This is a genomic window from Mycobacterium sp. NPDC049093, assembly GCF_040704635.1.
In the GTDB taxonomy this organism is placed as follows: Bacteria; Actinomycetota; Actinomycetes; order Mycobacteriales; family Mycobacteriaceae; genus Mycobacterium.
The window spans coordinates 827,822-841,484 of the sequence record NZ_JBEZJS010000002.1 but is presented as its reverse complement, the minus strand read 5'-3'; the positions used below and the strand labels follow the sequence as shown (position 1 = coordinate 841,484).

Annotated in this window: 16 protein-coding genes and 2 tRNA genes; 6 read left to right on the top strand and 12 right to left on the bottom strand. The window is 67.1% G+C overall.

The genetic code is table 11. From position 1 onward, the window contains the following. Positions 1 to 3 precede the first annotated feature (3 nt). The 6 genes from AB0876_RS09570 to AB0876_RS09545 all read right to left on the bottom strand — a co-directional run bounded on the left by AB0876_RS09570 (position 4) and on the right by AB0876_RS09545 (position 7,110). Positions 4 to 1,338 (bottom strand): MFS transporter, encoded by a 1,335-nt coding sequence (locus AB0876_RS09570; RefSeq protein ID WP_526041815.1) that lies wholly within the window; start codon positions 1,336 to 1,338, stop codon positions 4 to 6. A 184-nt stretch (positions 1,339 to 1,522) separates the two neighbouring features. Then, the gene (locus AB0876_RS09565; RefSeq protein ID WP_491840094.1) at positions 1,523 to 2,221 is read right to left on the bottom strand and encodes a phosphonatase-like hydrolase; all 699 of its coding nucleotides are present in this window, start codon (positions 2,219 to 2,221) and stop codon (positions 1,523 to 1,525) included. Between the two features lie 26 nt (positions 2,222 to 2,247). Then, the gene (locus AB0876_RS09560; protein WP_526041814.1) at positions 2,248 to 3,384 is read right to left on the bottom strand and encodes a TIGR03364 family FAD-dependent oxidoreductase; all 1,137 of its coding nucleotides are present in this window, start codon (positions 3,382 to 3,384) and stop codon (positions 2,248 to 2,250) included. 88 nt (positions 3,385 to 3,472) lie between these two features. Further along, a complete protein-coding gene (locus tag AB0876_RS09555; RefSeq protein ID WP_526041813.1) occupies positions 3,473 to 5,350 on the bottom strand; it encodes an alkyl/aryl-sulfatase in 1,878 nt (625 codons plus the stop codon). 18 nt (positions 5,351 to 5,368) lie between these two features. Continuing rightward, a complete protein-coding gene (locus tag AB0876_RS09550; protein ID WP_491840091.1) occupies positions 5,369 to 6,238 on the bottom strand; it encodes an NAD(P)-dependent oxidoreductase in 870 nt (289 codons plus the stop codon). Next, positions 6,235 to 7,110 (bottom strand): NAD(P)-dependent oxidoreductase, encoded by an 876-nt coding sequence (locus AB0876_RS09545; RefSeq protein WP_526041812.1) that lies wholly within the window; start codon positions 7,108 to 7,110, stop codon positions 6,235 to 6,237. Before AB0876_RS09545 ends, AB0876_RS09550 begins: the two co-directional genes overlap by 4 nt. 102 nt (positions 7,111 to 7,212) lie before the next feature. Between AB0876_RS09545 and AB0876_RS09540 the strand changes: the two genes are divergently transcribed. Next, positions 7,213 to 7,551: a winged helix-turn-helix transcriptional regulator gene (locus AB0876_RS09540; protein WP_491840089.1), complete on the top strand. Its 339-nt coding sequence runs from the start codon at positions 7,213 to 7,215 to the stop codon at positions 7,549 to 7,551. A 5-nt stretch (positions 7,552 to 7,556) separates the two neighbouring features. On the opposite strand, the gene AB0876_RS09535 is transcribed toward AB0876_RS09540, so the two are convergent. Continuing rightward, positions 7,557 to 8,057: a metallophosphoesterase family protein gene (locus tag AB0876_RS09535; RefSeq protein WP_491840088.1), complete on the bottom strand. Its 501-nt coding sequence runs from the start codon at positions 8,055 to 8,057 to the stop codon at positions 7,557 to 7,559. A 64-nt stretch (positions 8,058 to 8,121) separates the two neighbouring features. On the opposite strand from AB0876_RS09535, the gene AB0876_RS09530 reads away from it, so the two are divergent. Then, the gene (locus AB0876_RS09530; protein ID WP_491840087.1) at positions 8,122 to 8,475 is read left to right on the top strand and encodes a Fe-S protein; all 354 of its coding nucleotides are present in this window, start codon (positions 8,122 to 8,124) and stop codon (positions 8,473 to 8,475) included. 103 nt (positions 8,476 to 8,578) lie between these two features. Then, complete coding sequence (locus AB0876_RS09525) at positions 8,579 to 8,992, top strand: hypothetical protein (RefSeq protein WP_526041811.1); 414 nt, start codon at positions 8,579 to 8,581, stop codon at positions 8,990 to 8,992. Positions 8,993 to 9,137: 145 nt separating this feature from the next. Here the strand turns inward: AB0876_RS09525 and AB0876_RS09520 are convergent. Next, a tRNA-Arg gene (locus AB0876_RS09520) sits at positions 9,138 to 9,210 on the bottom strand. 37 nt (positions 9,211 to 9,247) lie between these two features. After that, positions 9,248 to 9,339: transfer RNA gene (locus AB0876_RS09515), tRNA-Ser, on the bottom strand. A gap of 88 nt (positions 9,340 to 9,427) precedes the next feature. Between AB0876_RS09515 and hisC the strand changes: the two genes are divergently transcribed. Both hisC and AB0876_RS09505 read left to right on the top strand, forming a co-directional pair. Beyond that, positions 9,428 to 10,510, top strand: coding sequence for a histidinol-phosphate transaminase (gene hisC, locus AB0876_RS09510; RefSeq protein ID WP_526041810.1), 1,083 nt, complete (start codon positions 9,428 to 9,430; stop codon positions 10,508 to 10,510). Continuing rightward, entirely contained in the window at positions 10,507 to 10,968 is a 462-nt protein-coding gene (locus AB0876_RS09505) for a DUF4334 domain-containing protein (protein ID WP_526041809.1), read from the top strand. The genes hisC and AB0876_RS09505 overlap by 4 nt, the downstream gene beginning before the upstream one ends. Here the strand turns inward: AB0876_RS09505 and AB0876_RS09500 are convergent. Continuing rightward, positions 10,965 to 11,510, bottom strand: a complete 546-nt coding sequence (locus tag AB0876_RS09500; RefSeq protein WP_526041808.1) for a TIGR03086 family metal-binding protein — start codon at positions 11,508 to 11,510, stop codon at positions 10,965 to 10,967. The genes AB0876_RS09505 and AB0876_RS09500 overlap by 4 nt on opposite strands. Positions 11,511 to 11,529: 19 nt before the next feature. Between AB0876_RS09500 and AB0876_RS09495 the strand changes: the two genes are divergently transcribed. Then, positions 11,530 to 12,345, top strand: coding sequence for a crotonase/enoyl-CoA hydratase family protein (locus tag AB0876_RS09495; RefSeq protein WP_526041807.1), 816 nt, complete (start codon positions 11,530 to 11,532; stop codon positions 12,343 to 12,345). Here the strand turns inward: AB0876_RS09495 and AB0876_RS09490 are convergent. Both AB0876_RS09490 and AB0876_RS09485 read right to left on the bottom strand, forming a co-directional pair. Beyond that, a complete protein-coding gene (locus AB0876_RS09490) occupies positions 12,332 to 13,240 on the bottom strand; it encodes an NAD-dependent epimerase/dehydratase family protein (protein ID WP_491840081.1) in 909 nt (302 codons plus the stop codon). The two genes, AB0876_RS09495 and AB0876_RS09490, sit on opposite strands and share 14 nt — an antisense overlap. After that, complete coding sequence (locus AB0876_RS09485; protein WP_526041806.1) at positions 13,241 to 13,663, bottom strand: hypothetical protein; 423 nt, start codon at positions 13,661 to 13,663, stop codon at positions 13,241 to 13,243.

Below are 13,663 nucleotides of genomic sequence, written 5' to 3'. Positions count from 1 at the left end.
AGGTCAGTCCGCAGCAGGCATCCGGTTCCAGTGCGGGAGGAGCAACAGCATGGACAGCAGTGCGGCGCCGGCGAATCCGTAGAACAACGTCGACGTGCTCAGGTAGCCGGGCAGCAGCCCGCCGAGGATCGCGCCAACCGAACCGCAACAGTTGATCAACCCGGCCGCGGTCCCGGCGTGCTTCGAGGTGCCGAAGTCCACCGCGGCGACACAGGAGATCATCGCGTCGGCGCCGTACACACTCAGGCCGATCAGGCCGAGCACCACCACCATGATCCAGGCACTGCCCGTCGCCGTCAGCGGACCGAACAGCGCGAGCACCGCCACCAGGATCCCGAGACTGATCACGCAGGCCGGTACGCGTCGCGCGCTGAACACCCGGTCGGAGATGCGGCCGAGCAGGATCGGGGCGATCACGCCCGCCACACCGAACGCCACCGGGATGGTCACGGCCTGGAACTTGTCGCCGTCGGCCAGTCGTTCCGCGACGATCACCGGACCCCACAGCAGGATCGCGTAGCGGGCCGGCTTTAGCAGGAAGTACGACGCGCCAAGGGTTCTCACCATGCTGTCACTCAGCACCACCTTCAGCGATTCCCGCCACGACGGGGTGGGTTCGGCGACCGCCTCGGCTTCGGGTGACTCATCGAGTTCGACACCTTCCCTGGCGTCCTGCGCAGCGCGGTACTCCTCGATCGGCGGCAACCCGACGTCTTGCGGCCGGTTGCGCTGGAAGAGCAGCACCAGCACGAACACCCCGACCACGATGGCGGCCCCGGTGAAGAACGCTGCCCGCCACGTGCCGAACACGTCGTAGGCGGCCCAGCCCAGAATCGGTGCGGCCACCAGACCGCCGAATGCGTAGTTGGTGCTCCACAATCCGAGGACGCGACCCCGTTCGCCGATCGAGAAGAACTGGGCCATGTTGCTCAGCGTCGGGGACCAGCCGGTGGACTGGGCCAGGCCCTGCACGATCATCAGCGGCAGCAGGAACACCAGCGCGGGCAGCAGCCCCATGAACACGGTGGCGATCGCCGATATCGCCAGACCACCGAGAATCACCACCCGGGGGCCGAAACGGTCGGACACCTGGCCCCAGACGAACTGCCCGACCGCATAGGCCGCGAGGTAGACGGCGTCGAGGTTCGCCATCACGCTCTTGGTCAGATGCGTGCTCAGGATGGGGTCTTCGAGGATGCCCAGCTTGGCCACAGAGAAGGCCTGGCGGGTGAAATAGAAACCGGCATAGGCGATCCAGGTGACGGCGAAGATCTGGATGCGCCAGCGCTTGTAGCGCGGAATGGTCGTTGCAGTGACGGGAATCGCGGTTTGAGTCATGAGATTGCACCTCTGGTGGGCGTGCTGCAGGCGGTGTGCTGACGGGCCGGGGCAGATTGCCGAGCGAGTGTGGCCGAACGTCAAAGGCAGGTTTCTCTTGCGAGAACGGTGCAGAGGGGGTGCGGCGGTCGGGAGGCGCGGCCTGCGACCGACCGCCGCGGGGGCGGTGGTGGTGGTTGGCGGACTACCGAAGGGCTGCCACCAGAGCGGGGAGATCGGCGACGCTGTCGAGAATGTGGGTGGCTCCGGCCTCGGACAGCTGAGCCCGGTTGTGGGCCCCGGTCAGCACGCCGATCGAGGCCCGCGCGCCGGCGCGCAGCCCGCTGATGACGTCCGACGACGTGTCCCCCAGGACGATCATCGAACGCACCGAATCGGTTCGGGTCTGCATCAGCGCGGTGAGCGGCATGTCCGGGAAGGGCCGGCCGCGCACACTGTCCGACGGACACAGCACCACGTCGGCGAGGTCCTGCCAGCCCAGCGCATCGATGATGGCCGACTGGGTCTCCCGGGCGAATCCGGTGGTCAGCGCGGTCTTGATGCCGCTGGAACGCAAAGATGTAATGACACCTTCTGCGCCAGGGATGGGGCTGCAGTTGCCCTCGGAGACCAGCTGCGCGTAGCAGCGCTCGAACTCCTTGTTCGCCGCCTGCGCCTGCTCCTCGTTGCCCTTGGCCAGGTGCCGGAACACCACGATCTTGGACTGGCCCATGGTGTCGGTGACGTAGCGCAGCATCTCCTCACGGTCGGCGTCGGTCTTCGACAGAGCCGCGTGGCGATCGGCGGCCAGGAACGACTGCTGAACCAGCCCGCTGTCCTCGACGGTGGTTCCGGCCATGTCGAAGACGACGAGGCTGATCGGATCACTTGCTTTGGTACCCATTGGTTTATCCCTTCGGTTTGGATCGTTCAGACGGTGGCGGAGACTCGGTCCAGCGCGTTGCCGACGCTGGCGTGGGCGAGGCCCATGCTGGTGGTCATGCCGATACCGGTGGTGACGGTGACGACATGGGTGCCCTCGATGGGCTGCTCGATCAGGAACTCCTGTCCAGGCGCGGAGGTGTAGACACCCTGCCAACGCTCGGTCACCTCGATGTCATTGACGCCGAACAGTTTCCGGGCCTCGTCGAGAAGGACGGCGAAGCCCTCCTCGGACTGGAACGGCGGCGCGGAGATGTCCCGGTAGTGGGTGTCGCCGATCAGCAGTGAGCCGTCGGGCTGCGGCGTGTACATCTGGTGCAGGTCGATCGCGACGTAGTCGGGATGCTCGGTCCGCAGCCGATCAGCCACAGCGTCGGTACTCGGGAGCCCCTCGAATCCGGAGTACCGCAGCAGCGACCAGCCGGTGAACAGCGGCGCGGGCAGCGCGAAGGCCAGCGGCAGGCGGGCCCGCAGCATGTGCAGCCGGCACCGCAGCAGGCCGTCACGTTCGGCCAGCGCGGGGAACAACCGGTCGACGTCGTAGTTGACGGTGACGAACGTCGTACCGGCGCGCAGCGGCCCGCGCGAGGTGTGCACCACTCCCAGCTCGAACCCGGAAGCCGCGGTGCGCCAATGGAAGTCGACGCCCTCGGATTCGAGCCAGCGGGCGATCGACGGGGCGGCGGTCCGCGGGTCGACCTGCAGATCATTCGGCAGGTACATGCCACCGGTGACGCCGGCTGGTACCACCGGGATCCGCTCGAGGATCTGCTCGCGGCTCAGCAGCCGCACCTCGCCGCCCCCGCGGGTGGTGGCGAACTCATCCATCACCGCGAGCTCGTCGTCGTGGCGGGCGACGCAGAACGTGCCCGACTCGGACGACCAGAACCCCGCCTTGCGGGACAGGTCAAGCCAGTGCTGACGGCCGTTGCGGCCGTAGTCCCGCGCGACGCCGGACTGGGCGGTGATGCAGGCGTGGCCGAAGTTCTGGACCGACGCACCGACGACACCGTCGGCGTGATCGACCACGGCGACGCTCAGTCCCCGCTGGTGCGCGTGATAGGCGTGCGCCAGGCCGACGATGCCTGCGCCGACCACCACGACGTCGTAGCTGTGATTTCCCATGCGGATACTGTGGTCCGCATCACCTCAACTTGTCAATACAAGTTCGAAGTTTTTACCTCATGTCTATATATGTAAAGTCCCGTTCACCTCACGGCGTGACGATGTCGAAGTTCGGATCGGGCCGGTCCAGCACCGCCAGCAGCGACGGCAGGGCCTCTGCGTCACCGGTGACCTCCAGGCCGGGTGAGGCCGTATCGCCCGCGGCGAAGGCCAGCAGCCGCAGCTTGTTCGCGAGCTTCACGGTGGCGTGCGCACTTGCCTCGTCCGCATCGGCCTCGCGGTAGACCAGCACTCCGTTGCGCAGGGTGAGCCGGTAGTTGGCCGCGGCATCGAGGAAGGTCACGTCGATGGCCAGGTCGAGATCCCAGGCCCGCGGGCCGTTCACGTTGATCGCGAAAGTGTCGAAGATCTGCTCGGGCGTGAGCTGTCCGAGCAGCGACGGCGATGCCGAGGAAGTCGGTGTTCCGAACTTTCCCTCCCGCAGTTCGGTGACGCCGCTCAGGAAGAAGTTGCGCCACGTGGCGTTCTCCGCGCCGTAGGCGAGCTGCTCGAGCACGTCGGCGTAGAGTTCGCGGGCTCGCGCATGGTTCTCGTCAGTGAAGATCACATGGTCGAGCAGTGTTGCCGCCCAACGGAAATCACCGTCGCCGAAAGCCTTCCGGGCCAGCTCGACCACTCGGTCCGCACCACCCATGGCCTCGACGTAGCGGGGGCCGGCCGCCTCGGGCGGGTGCGGCCACAACCGGGCCGGGTTGCCGTCGAACCAACCCATGTAGCGCTGGTAGATCGCCTTGACGTTGTGGCTCACCGAACCGTAGTAGCCGTGGGCATGCCAGGCCTTCTCCAGCTCCGGCGGCAGCTGGAACTGCTCCGCGATCTCGATCCCGGTGTAACCCTGGTTGAGCTGCCGCAACGTCTGGTCATGCAGGTAGGCGTACAGATCCCGCTGCAGCGAAAGGAATTCGACAATCCGCTCACGGCCCCAGGTAGGCCAGTGATGCGAGGCGAACACCACGTCGGCGCGGTCGGAGAAGGTGTCGATGGCCTCCGTGAGGTAGCCCGCCCAACCGTGCGGGTCACGCACCAGCGCACCCCGCAGCGTCAGCAGGTTGTGCAGATTGTGGGTGGCGTTCTCGGCCATGCACAGTGCCCGGTGTTGCGGGAAGTAGAAGTGCATCTCGGCGGGCGCCTCGGTGCCGGGCGCCATCTGGAACTCGATCTCGACACCGTCGATGGTGTGGGTCTCCCCGGTTTCGCGGATGTCGAGGGTCGGCACGATCAGCGCCACCTCGCCGGTCGAGCCGACCTGCCCCAGCCCGCAGCCGACCTGGCCCTGCGGGCTACGGTCCAGCGCTGCGCCATACATGTAGCCGGCGCGGCGCGCCATCGCGGTGCCGGCATACACGTTCTCCTGCACGGCGTGCTCGGTGAAGTGCTCCGGCGCGATGATGACGACCTTGCCCGCGTCGACGTCGGCCTGGTTGGTCACGCCCAGCACGCCGCCGAAATGGTCGGCGTGGCTGTGGGAATAAATAACGGCGCTGACCGCACGGTTTCCCCGGTGCGCCCGGTACAGCTCCAGCGCGGCGGCCGCAGTCTCGGTGGAGATCAGCGGATCGATGACGATGACGCCGGTATCGCCCTCGATGAAGGTGATGTTCGACAGGTCCAGACCGCGCACCTGATAGATGCCCTCGACCACCTCGTAGAGGCCCTGCTTGGCGCACAGTTGCGACTGGCGCCACAGGCTGGGATGCACCGATGCGGGCGCATCCCCGGTCAGGAAGTCATAGGCGTCGTTGTCCCACACCACCCTTCCGTCGGCGGCCTTCACCACACAGGGTTCGAGCGCGGCGATGAAACCCCGGTCAGCGTCCTCGAAATCCCGGGTGTCCTCGAACGGCAGGCTCGTCAGGTGTGCGCGATAGGCGGCCTCGATGACAGCGGCCGGCGGCTTCTGCTCCATGCGGACGAGCCTGCCACCTCAAGGTGTCGGCACGGTATCGCGGCTCGGACTGATCCGGCTGATCTCATCAGCGCCGTGCCCGGCGTCGACTGCGGCGTCCACGTAGCCCCGGAATGCCTCCAGGGCACCGGCATCCAGACCCGCCGCCTCCGACGCCGCGATCAGATGCCGCACGGAGGCCGCCGCCGAGGACACCGACGCACTGGGATCGGTGTGCCGGTCGGATTCGGTGCGTTCGGCGATCTCACCGAAGACCGGCGGCAGGATGGCGGCGATGTTGTTCGCGTGCGGCAGCAGTTCGGTGGGGGCGATGCCGTGGACGCCGGCCATCGCCAGGGCATGGACGAACCCGCTGACCGAGGTCCAGAAGACGTCCAGCAGCGCCATGTCGAAGGCCGCGGCGCGGCCCACGTCGGCACCCACCCAACTGACCGTGGCGAGCACGTCGAACACCGAACGGTGGGCGTCGAACAGATCACGTGGCCCCGCGAAAAGAATGCTGGCGCTCGGGGTTCCGATGGTGTCGGTCGGAGTCATGATGGCCCCGTCCAGATACCGTCCGCCACGCGCGGCGACCAGTTGTGCCGTGCGGTGCGCCGAATCCGGAATGTCGGAGGACAGGCCGATGACGACCCGGCCCGCGATCGCGTCTCCGGCGGCGTCCAGGACCGCGTCCGCGGCCGCCTGATCGACGACGTTGACCAGGATCAGGTCACTGGCCGCCACGGCCTTCGCGGGGGTGTCGGCCCATACCGCACCACGGGCCCGCAGGGCGTCGGCCTTGGCGGGAGTCCGATTCCACACGGTGGTGCGGAGATTCGCCGCAACCAAGGCGCCGGCGAGCGCCTGTCCCATCGGTCCGAGACCGAGCACGCTCACGGTGGTCATGCAGCCGCCCCGTTCCTGATGCTCTCGACGATGCGGGCGAAGCCGTCGCTGCCGTGGCCGGCATCGATCTGCCGGTGGATCAGCCGCTGCACCACGTCGACGACCTCGGTGCTGATGCCCTGGTCCCGGCTGGCGTTGACGATGTCGCTGAGATCGGAGAAGAGCAGGCTCTGCTGGCCCGGCACCGCGTAGTCGCCGCCGTCGATGACGGTCGCGTATTCAGCCAGCGTGGGCATGAGCGCCGGCAGCCAGGCGGCAGCGCGGGCGGCGAACTCCTTGGCGGGCACGCCCGCGGCCCCCACCATCGCGGCCCCGTGGAAGAAGCCCGCGAACATTACGTACATCGACGAGAGCAGCGCCAGGTCGTACAGCGACGCCAGCCCGGCGTCGTCGCCGAAGTACTCAGTGCTGCCCCACAGTTCGAAGAACTCGCGATAGTCCGCGAACAACGCCGCCGAACCGCTGTAGAGGATCGCCGACTGCGGCGTCGCGATCATCTCCGGCGTCGCCATGATGCCGCCGTCGAGATACTCGGCCCCGTGGCCGGCGGCCCACCGGGCCAGCTCGCGTGACCCTTCCGGTGACGTCGTGGTCAGGTTCACCAGGCGGCGCCCCGCCAGCCCGTGCGCCACCGGGTCGAGAACCTCGTGCACCGAAGCCTGGTCGAACAGGCACACCACGATCAGGTTCGCGTCGAGAGCCCGCTCCGGAGTGGGTGCTGCTGTGGCGCCCTCGTCGACGAGCGCGGCCGTCCGCGCGGCGGTGCGATTCCAGACGATGGTCGGGTGGCCCGCTTTCATGGCGGTGCGGGCCAGCTCTGAGCCCATCGCGCCCAGGCCGACGAAACTGACCGTGTGGTGTGTGGTTGTCATGCCACCATCGTTGGAGAGACACTGACCAACCGACAAGTACCCACTAAAAAGTGCGATACTTACCTTTCTGAAACTATTGACTCTGACCAGGGAGAATATCCGATGGCTCAGCTCGGCAGGTTCACCTGTGGCCTCGATGCGGCGTTCGCCGTGGTGGACGGGAAGTGGAAGCCGCTCATCCTGTGGGAGCTCCAGGCCGGGCCCAAGCGCTTCAACGCACTGCACCGCAGCCTGCCCGGGGTCTCCCAGAAAATGCTGACCCAGCATCTCAAGGAGCTTCAGCGGCACGGCGTGGTGCACCGGGAGAGCTACCACGAGGTGCCGCCGCGGGTGGAGTACTCCATGACACCGGCCGGTCAAGAACTACTCGACTCCCTTGAGCCGCTGGGCAATTGGGCTACCAAGCACATCGAGCTGATCTGCGAGGGCGAAGCAAGCTAGCCGGTTCAGGACCGATCGACCGTGTGCAGGTTGACGTCGGACAACACGCCGGCGGCGATACGGGCCGTCATGTACGTGCAGTACGGCTGGCGACGCCGGTCCGTCGGCGACCCCGGATTCAACAGGCGCAGACCGGTTTTCGCGGTGGTATCCCAGGGGATGTGACTGTGCCCGAACACCAGGACATCGGTGCCGGGATAGTCGCGGGCCATCCGGGCCTCCCGACCCGTGGCCGCACCGGTCTCGTGCACGACGGTGAAACGCAGACCGTCCAGCGTCACGTCGGCACGCTCGGGCAGTCGCCTACGCAACTCGGCCCCGTCGTTGTTACCCCAGCAGCCGATGAGGTGGGCCGCGCGTGAACTGAGCACGTCGAGCAGTGCGGGATCGACCCAATCACCGGCGTGGACAACGACATCCGCCTGATCTACCTCCTCCCACACCTGAGCCGGCAGATCCTTGGCGCGCTTGGGGACATGGGTATCGGCGATCAGCAGCAGCCGCATGCCAGCCGAGCCTACGTGACCGATGCCGGTGAGCCCGGGATCTGACACCGCTTACACTCCGACCATGGATCTACTACGCAACGTAGTTGTTTATGCGCATCTCATCGGTTTCGCGGTCATGGTCGGCGCCTGGATCGCCGAGGCCGCAGCCCGACGCTTCCTGATCACCCCGGTGATGACCTACGGCATGACGCTGTCGCTCATCACCGGCCTGGCCCTGGCCGCGCCCTGGCCCGACGTCGAGTTGAACTACCCCAAGCTCGGCACCAAGCTGGTCATCCTGGTGGCGCTCGGGGCGGTTTTGGGCATCGGCACGGCGCGGCAGCGTCGCGCGGGCGGCCAACCGGTCATGGGACTCTTCATCGCCGCGGGCGTATTGCCCCTGCTCGCGTCGGCGATCGCGGTGCTCTGGAACTGAGGCCCCAGGCCCGAACCTGAGCTGAACCTGAGACGTTCCCGTAAAGTTAACTGGCAAACAACATTTGTCGGCAGGTACGGGAACGATGGGTCACAGACACGCCATGGCAACCGCCAAGGTCATGCGCACGGCGGCATTCACCGGATGCGCTTCCCCACACGGTGACATCCGGGTGCGCGCACGCACGCGTCCCGCGGAATCCGCGCGCCAAACCCACCACGGCGCGTTCGAGCGGCCGCGGAAGCGCCGCTACATCGGGCAGCTGAAAACCTCGACATCCACGGTGGCCGGCCGGTCACCGTGGATGAACGATCGCGTCACCGTGCTGCGCGGGTTCCTCGCCGAGTTGCACGGGCTGCATCTGCCGCCCGAACTCGCCCGGGTCCAGGTGGCCGGCCACATCGAACTACTGGTCTCTGTGCTCCGACTGGACCGGCAGAGCGCGCGTCAGTTCGTCACCGACGACGTACTGCGTGAGATGGCCGTCGACATCGCCACAGCCGTCGCTTCCGACTAGGTGGTTGCGGCGTCGGGTGCCCGACGCCGACGCGCCGAGATCGACGCCAGGGTCGTTGCTTCGCCGAAATCGCAGCCCTGGTGTCGATCTCGACGCAAAAAAATCGAGGCGCGGTCCGCAGACCTCGCCTCGATTTTTTCCAGTGTGCGCCCGAAGGGATTCGAACCCCTAACCTTCTGATCCGTAGTCAGATGCTCTATCCGTTGAGCTACGGGCGCCTAGCGTTATTCAGTTGTGCGGTTGACAAGTCAACCGTGGCGGAGGCGAGAGGATTTGAACCTCCGGTCCCCTGTAAGGGGGACAACTCATTAGCAGTGAGTCCCATTCGGCCGCTCTGGCACGCCTCCTTTGAACTTCTGTGAGGGTACCGGACTACGTCCAAATGCCCGAAACCGCCGAGGGCACACAGTACACAGCCTCCCCTATTCTGGCCAAGTGAGCATCCGTCTGCGCCCCGAAATGGCCGACCTCCCGGCGTACGCACCAGGCAAAACAGTTCCGGGCGCAATCAAGATCGCGAGCAACGAGACCGTGCATCCGCCGCTTCCCAGCGTGCGCGAGGCGATCCTGAAAGCCACCGAGAACATCAACCGATACCCCGACAACGGGTACCTTGACCTGCGCGAACACCTGGCCAAGCACGTCGGCTTCGCGCCCGAGAACATCGCTGTCGGCTGCGGTTCGGTGAGCCTGTGCCAGCAGTTGATACAAATCACATCTGCTCCCGGCGACGAAGTCGTGTACGGATGGCGCAGTTTCGAGATCTATCCGCTGCAGATCCGCACCGCAGGCGCGACGGGCGTTCCGGTGCCGTTGCGTGACGAGACTCACGATCTCGACGCCATGCTCGCGGCGGTAACGGATCGCACCCGGCTGATCTTCGTCTGCAACCCGAACAACCCGACTTCCACCGTCGTCGAGCCCGAGGCGCTGGCCCGGTTCGTGGCGGCGGTCCCCGACGACGTCCTGATCGTGCTCGACGAGGCCTACGTGGAGTACATCCGAGATGGGTTGCTGCCCGACAGCCTCGGCCTGGTCCGCTCGCACCGCAATGTCGTTGTTCTGCGCACCTTCTCGAAGGCCTACGGGCTGGCCGGCCTGCGGGTCGGGTACGCCGTCGCCGATCCGGAGATCGTGACCGCCCTGGGCAAGGTCTACGTGCCCTTCAGCGCGACCAGCGTGTCCCAGGCCGCGGCCATCGCCAGCCTCGAGGCCGCCGACGAACTCCTGGCCCGCACCGACGCTGTCGTCGCCGAGCGCATCCGCGTCAGCGCAGCCCTGCGTGACGCCGGATTCACGCTCCCGCCGTCGCAGGCCAACTTCGTCTGGTTACCTCTGGCCGAACGCACTCTGGACTTCGTGGCCAGGGCCGCCGACAACCGGCTCATCGTGCGCCCGTACGGTGAGGACGGCGTGCGGGTCACCATCGGGGCCCCGCACGAGAACGACGCCTTCCTGGAATTCGCCACGCGCTGGATCGCGGGTGACGCCGGGACTCGGACAGGAGAGACGAAGTGAACGGTGTACGCGGCACGTTCGACGGATTCGTCAGCCGCGAGGGTCAGATCCCCGACGCCGAACTCGACGCGTTCTGGGCGCTGTTGCGGCCCGCGAGCATCGACTTCATGCTCGGCGAGTGGAAGGGCGGCGAGTTCCAGACCGGCCACAAGGCCAACGGATTCATGAACCGGCTCAACTGGTTCGGCAAGACGTTCCGCTCGGCCGCCGAGGCCCAACCGCTCGTGTGCCTGGACGCCGACGGCAACAAGTTCTCCAACACCGAGGCGATGAACGGCGAGGCCAGCCTGTGGCTGGAGGAGTTCCGCGGCGAGGTGACCGCGACCATGGTCTACGACGGCCGTCCCGTGCACGACCACTTCAAGGTCGTCGACGACAACACCGTCGTCGGCATCATGAACGGCAAGGCCGCCGTGGTCGACGGCCGCTACCTGTACTTCTACCTGCAGCGCGTCTAACCCTGCGGCCGGCGGCCGGTGAAGGCCAGCAACTGGTCCAGCACCGGCGCACCCTCGCCGATCTCCACCGGATCGTCGAAGCCGGCACGCACCCGCCCGTCGGGCGTGATGATTCCCCGCGCCCACTCCAGGACACGCTGCGGTTGATCATCCGACACGTCGACCGTCTGCCCGGTGGCCGCGGCGTAATCCCAGGCGTGCACCAGGAATTCCAGCGACAGGATCCGGGCCATCATCCGCGCCGGGGCCTCCCCCGGACCGAACGGCACGGTGCCGTCCACCCCGCGTCGACGCCACGCCGCCACGGCCGGCCGCGCCGCGCTGACCACCTGCTCCTCGACCGAGGTATCTGGCCTACGTTCGGGAAGCTGCGCATCGGCCGCCGAGCCGATCACGGTGATGGAGTTCAGCAGGTGGTCCGTCAGACCCGCCACGTCGAACTCGCGACAGGGCGTCTGACGGGACAGATCGTCCGCAGTGATGCCGCTCAGCACGCGTTGCAGCACGTCGAGGGTGGCCTCGGCGCTATCGAGTTCATCCATACTCGGTAGTGTCCACCCCATGTCTGACACGTACGAGTCCGTTTCCGTCGAGATCAAGGACTACGTCGCCCAGGTGACGCTGCTGGGTCCCGGCAAGGGCAACGCGATGGGTCCGGCGTTCTGGGCGGAGATGCCCGACGTGTTCGGCACTCTCGACGCCGACCCGGACGTGCGCGCGATCGTGCTGACCGGCTCGGGCAAGAACTTCAGCTACGGCCTGGACCTGCCAGCCATGGGCGCGACGATGCCAGGGCTGGACGCCGGTGCGAAGGCCCGGGCCGATTTCCACGCCACACTGCGCAAGATGCAGGGCGCCATCACGGCGGTCGCCGACTGCCGCACCCCCACCATCGCGTCGATCCACGGCTGGTGCATCGGCGGTGGCGTCGACCTGATCAGCGCGGTGGACATCCGCTACGCCAGCGCCGACGCCAAGTTCTCGGTGCGCGAGACCAAGCTGGCCATCGTCGCCGACGTGGGCAGCCTGGCGCGCCTGCCGCTGATCCTGTCCGACGGGCACCTGCGCGAGCTGGTTCTGACGGGTAAGGACATTGACGCGGCGCGCGCCGAGAAGATCGGTCTCGTCAACGACGTGTACGACGACGCCGACGCCTCGTTGGCGGCCGCGCACGCGACTGCCACTGAGATCGCCGCCAACCCGCCGCTGACCGTCGCCGGGGTCAAGGACGTGCTGGATCAGCAGCGCACCGCCAGGGTGGCCGAAAGCCTGCGGTACGTGGCCGCGTGGAATTCGGCATTCCTGCCGTCGAAGGATCTGGCCGAGGCGGTCACCGCGATGTTCCAGAAGCGCCCACCGCAGTTCACCGGGGAATAGGCGTCCAGCCGAGTTCGGCTTTGGCCTTCGCGTTGGACAGCGGCAGCCACGCCTGACCGAACGCGGTGGCGGGGTACGAGGCCAGCAGTCCGACCAGACGGTGCGAGATCGGCACCGGCCGCGGTCGGTGCAGCTTGCCGCTCAGCTCCCGGACGTAATCGCCGAACGACTGCGGACGGTCGTCGACGATGTTGTAGATCTGCCCGCCCCGACCCTTGTCGAGCGCGTCGGCAGTGGCGCGGGCGACGTCGTCGATGTGTACCCAGGACAGGACTCCCGGGCCGGTCAGTGCCGGCAGGGCCCACCACTTCGCGAGGCGGTGGAACAGTTCGTCGTGAATGACCCCCGGCCCGTAGAAGACGCCGTAGCGCAACACGATTCCCTCGGTTCCGCTGCGCTCGCCCGAACTGAGCACGCTGCGTTCCATGCCCCGCAGCGCCTCCAGGAACTCGGCACCGTGCGGCGGTGGCGGCCCCGGATAGGGATCGCTCTCGTCGATCAGGGGCGGCCCGTCCGTGCCATAGCCGTAGGCGAAGACGACCGATTCCGCGACGACGCGACGCACGCCCGCACGTTGGGCCGCGGCCACCAGGTTCGGTGCTCCGCGGCTCCAGAGTTCGGTGGCGGGGCCGAAGTCCTTGGGCCGTTTCGGTCCCCACTTCGGCAGCGTGGTCAGCAGGCTCACCACCGCCTCGGGTGCGAATTCGGCCAGCACCGCATCGATCTGGCCGGCGTCGAGGACGTCGGCCACCACCGGTTTGGCACCCTCGGCGGAGATCTGGGCGGTCTTGCCCGACGAGCGGGTCACTCCGATCACCTCGTGACCGCGCGCGTTGAGCTCCCGCAGCAACGGGATTCCCGGGACACTGGTTGCACCCGCCACCAGGACACGCATCTATGGTTCCCCTGCCTTCTCGTCGGACATGCTGATACGTAAGGCAATTGCCAGTAGCACCGTGGTCAGCACCAGCCCCGCAGCTTCCAGCCAACCCACCCAGTTGCCTGCGGCGTGGTTGGTGTCGATCAGGTGACTCAGCGAATGCAGGGCCCAGTGCGCGGTGGCGAAGGCCAGCGCGGGCACGCGCCAACGCGGCCACTTCAGCGCCGCCAGCATCATCAGCCCGAGCGGCAGTTCGAACGAGGCGTTGTCGAGGATGTAGTGATCGTTGCGCGTGCCGAACGCGCCGAGGGTGTCGAAGAATGTGCCCGGCGCGAACAGCATGAACAGACCGAGGATCACCGAGTAGACGCCGAACACGGCGAGGACCACTTCGGGGTAGCGCCGGGTCTGCGGCACTGGCGGCGCGGCATTGGCCAT

Excerpts from the sequence above, each read along its gene's own strand:
- AB0876_RS09570 (WP_526041815.1), bottom strand. The coding sequence starts at position 1,338 with ATGACTCAAACCGCGATTCCCGTCACTGCAACGACCATTCCGCGCTAC.
- AB0876_RS09565 (WP_491840094.1), bottom strand. The coding sequence starts at position 2,221 with ATGGGTACCAAAGCAAGTGATCCGATCAGCCTCGTCGTCTTCGACATG.
- AB0876_RS09560 (WP_526041814.1), bottom strand. The coding sequence starts at position 3,384 with ATGGGAAATCACAGCTACGACGTCGTGGTGGTCGGCGCAGGCATCGTC.
- AB0876_RS09555 (WP_526041813.1), bottom strand. The coding sequence starts at position 5,350 with ATGGAGCAGAAGCCGCCGGCCGCTGTCATCGAGGCCGCCTATCGCGCA.
- AB0876_RS09550 (WP_491840091.1), bottom strand. The coding sequence starts at position 6,238 with ATGACCACCGTGAGCGTGCTCGGTCTCGGACCGATGGGACAGGCGCTC.
- AB0876_RS09545 (WP_526041812.1), bottom strand. The coding sequence starts at position 7,110 with ATGACAACCACACACCACACGGTCAGTTTCGTCGGCCTGGGCGCGATG.
- AB0876_RS09540 (WP_491840089.1), top strand. The coding sequence starts at position 7,213 with ATGGCTCAGCTCGGCAGGTTCACCTGTGGCCTCGATGCGGCGTTCGCC.
- AB0876_RS09535 (WP_491840088.1), bottom strand. The coding sequence starts at position 8,057 with ATGCGGCTGCTGCTGATCGCCGATACCCATGTCCCCAAGCGCGCCAAG.
- AB0876_RS09530 (WP_491840087.1), top strand. The coding sequence starts at position 8,122 with ATGGATCTACTACGCAACGTAGTTGTTTATGCGCATCTCATCGGTTTC.
- AB0876_RS09525 (WP_526041811.1), top strand. The coding sequence starts at position 8,579 with ATGGCAACCGCCAAGGTCATGCGCACGGCGGCATTCACCGGATGCGCT.
- AB0876_RS09500 (WP_526041808.1), bottom strand. The coding sequence starts at position 11,510 with ATGGATGAACTCGATAGCGCCGAGGCCACCCTCGACGTGCTGCAACGC.
- AB0876_RS09495 (WP_526041807.1), top strand. The coding sequence starts at position 11,530 with ATGTCTGACACGTACGAGTCCGTTTCCGTCGAGATCAAGGACTACGTC.
- AB0876_RS09490 (WP_491840081.1), bottom strand. The coding sequence starts at position 13,240 with ATGCGTGTCCTGGTGGCGGGTGCAACCAGTGTCCCGGGAATCCCGTTG.
- AB0876_RS09485 (WP_526041806.1), bottom strand. The coding sequence starts at position 13,663 with ATGGCCAATGCCGCGCCGCCAGTGCCGCAGACCCGGCGCTACCCCGAA.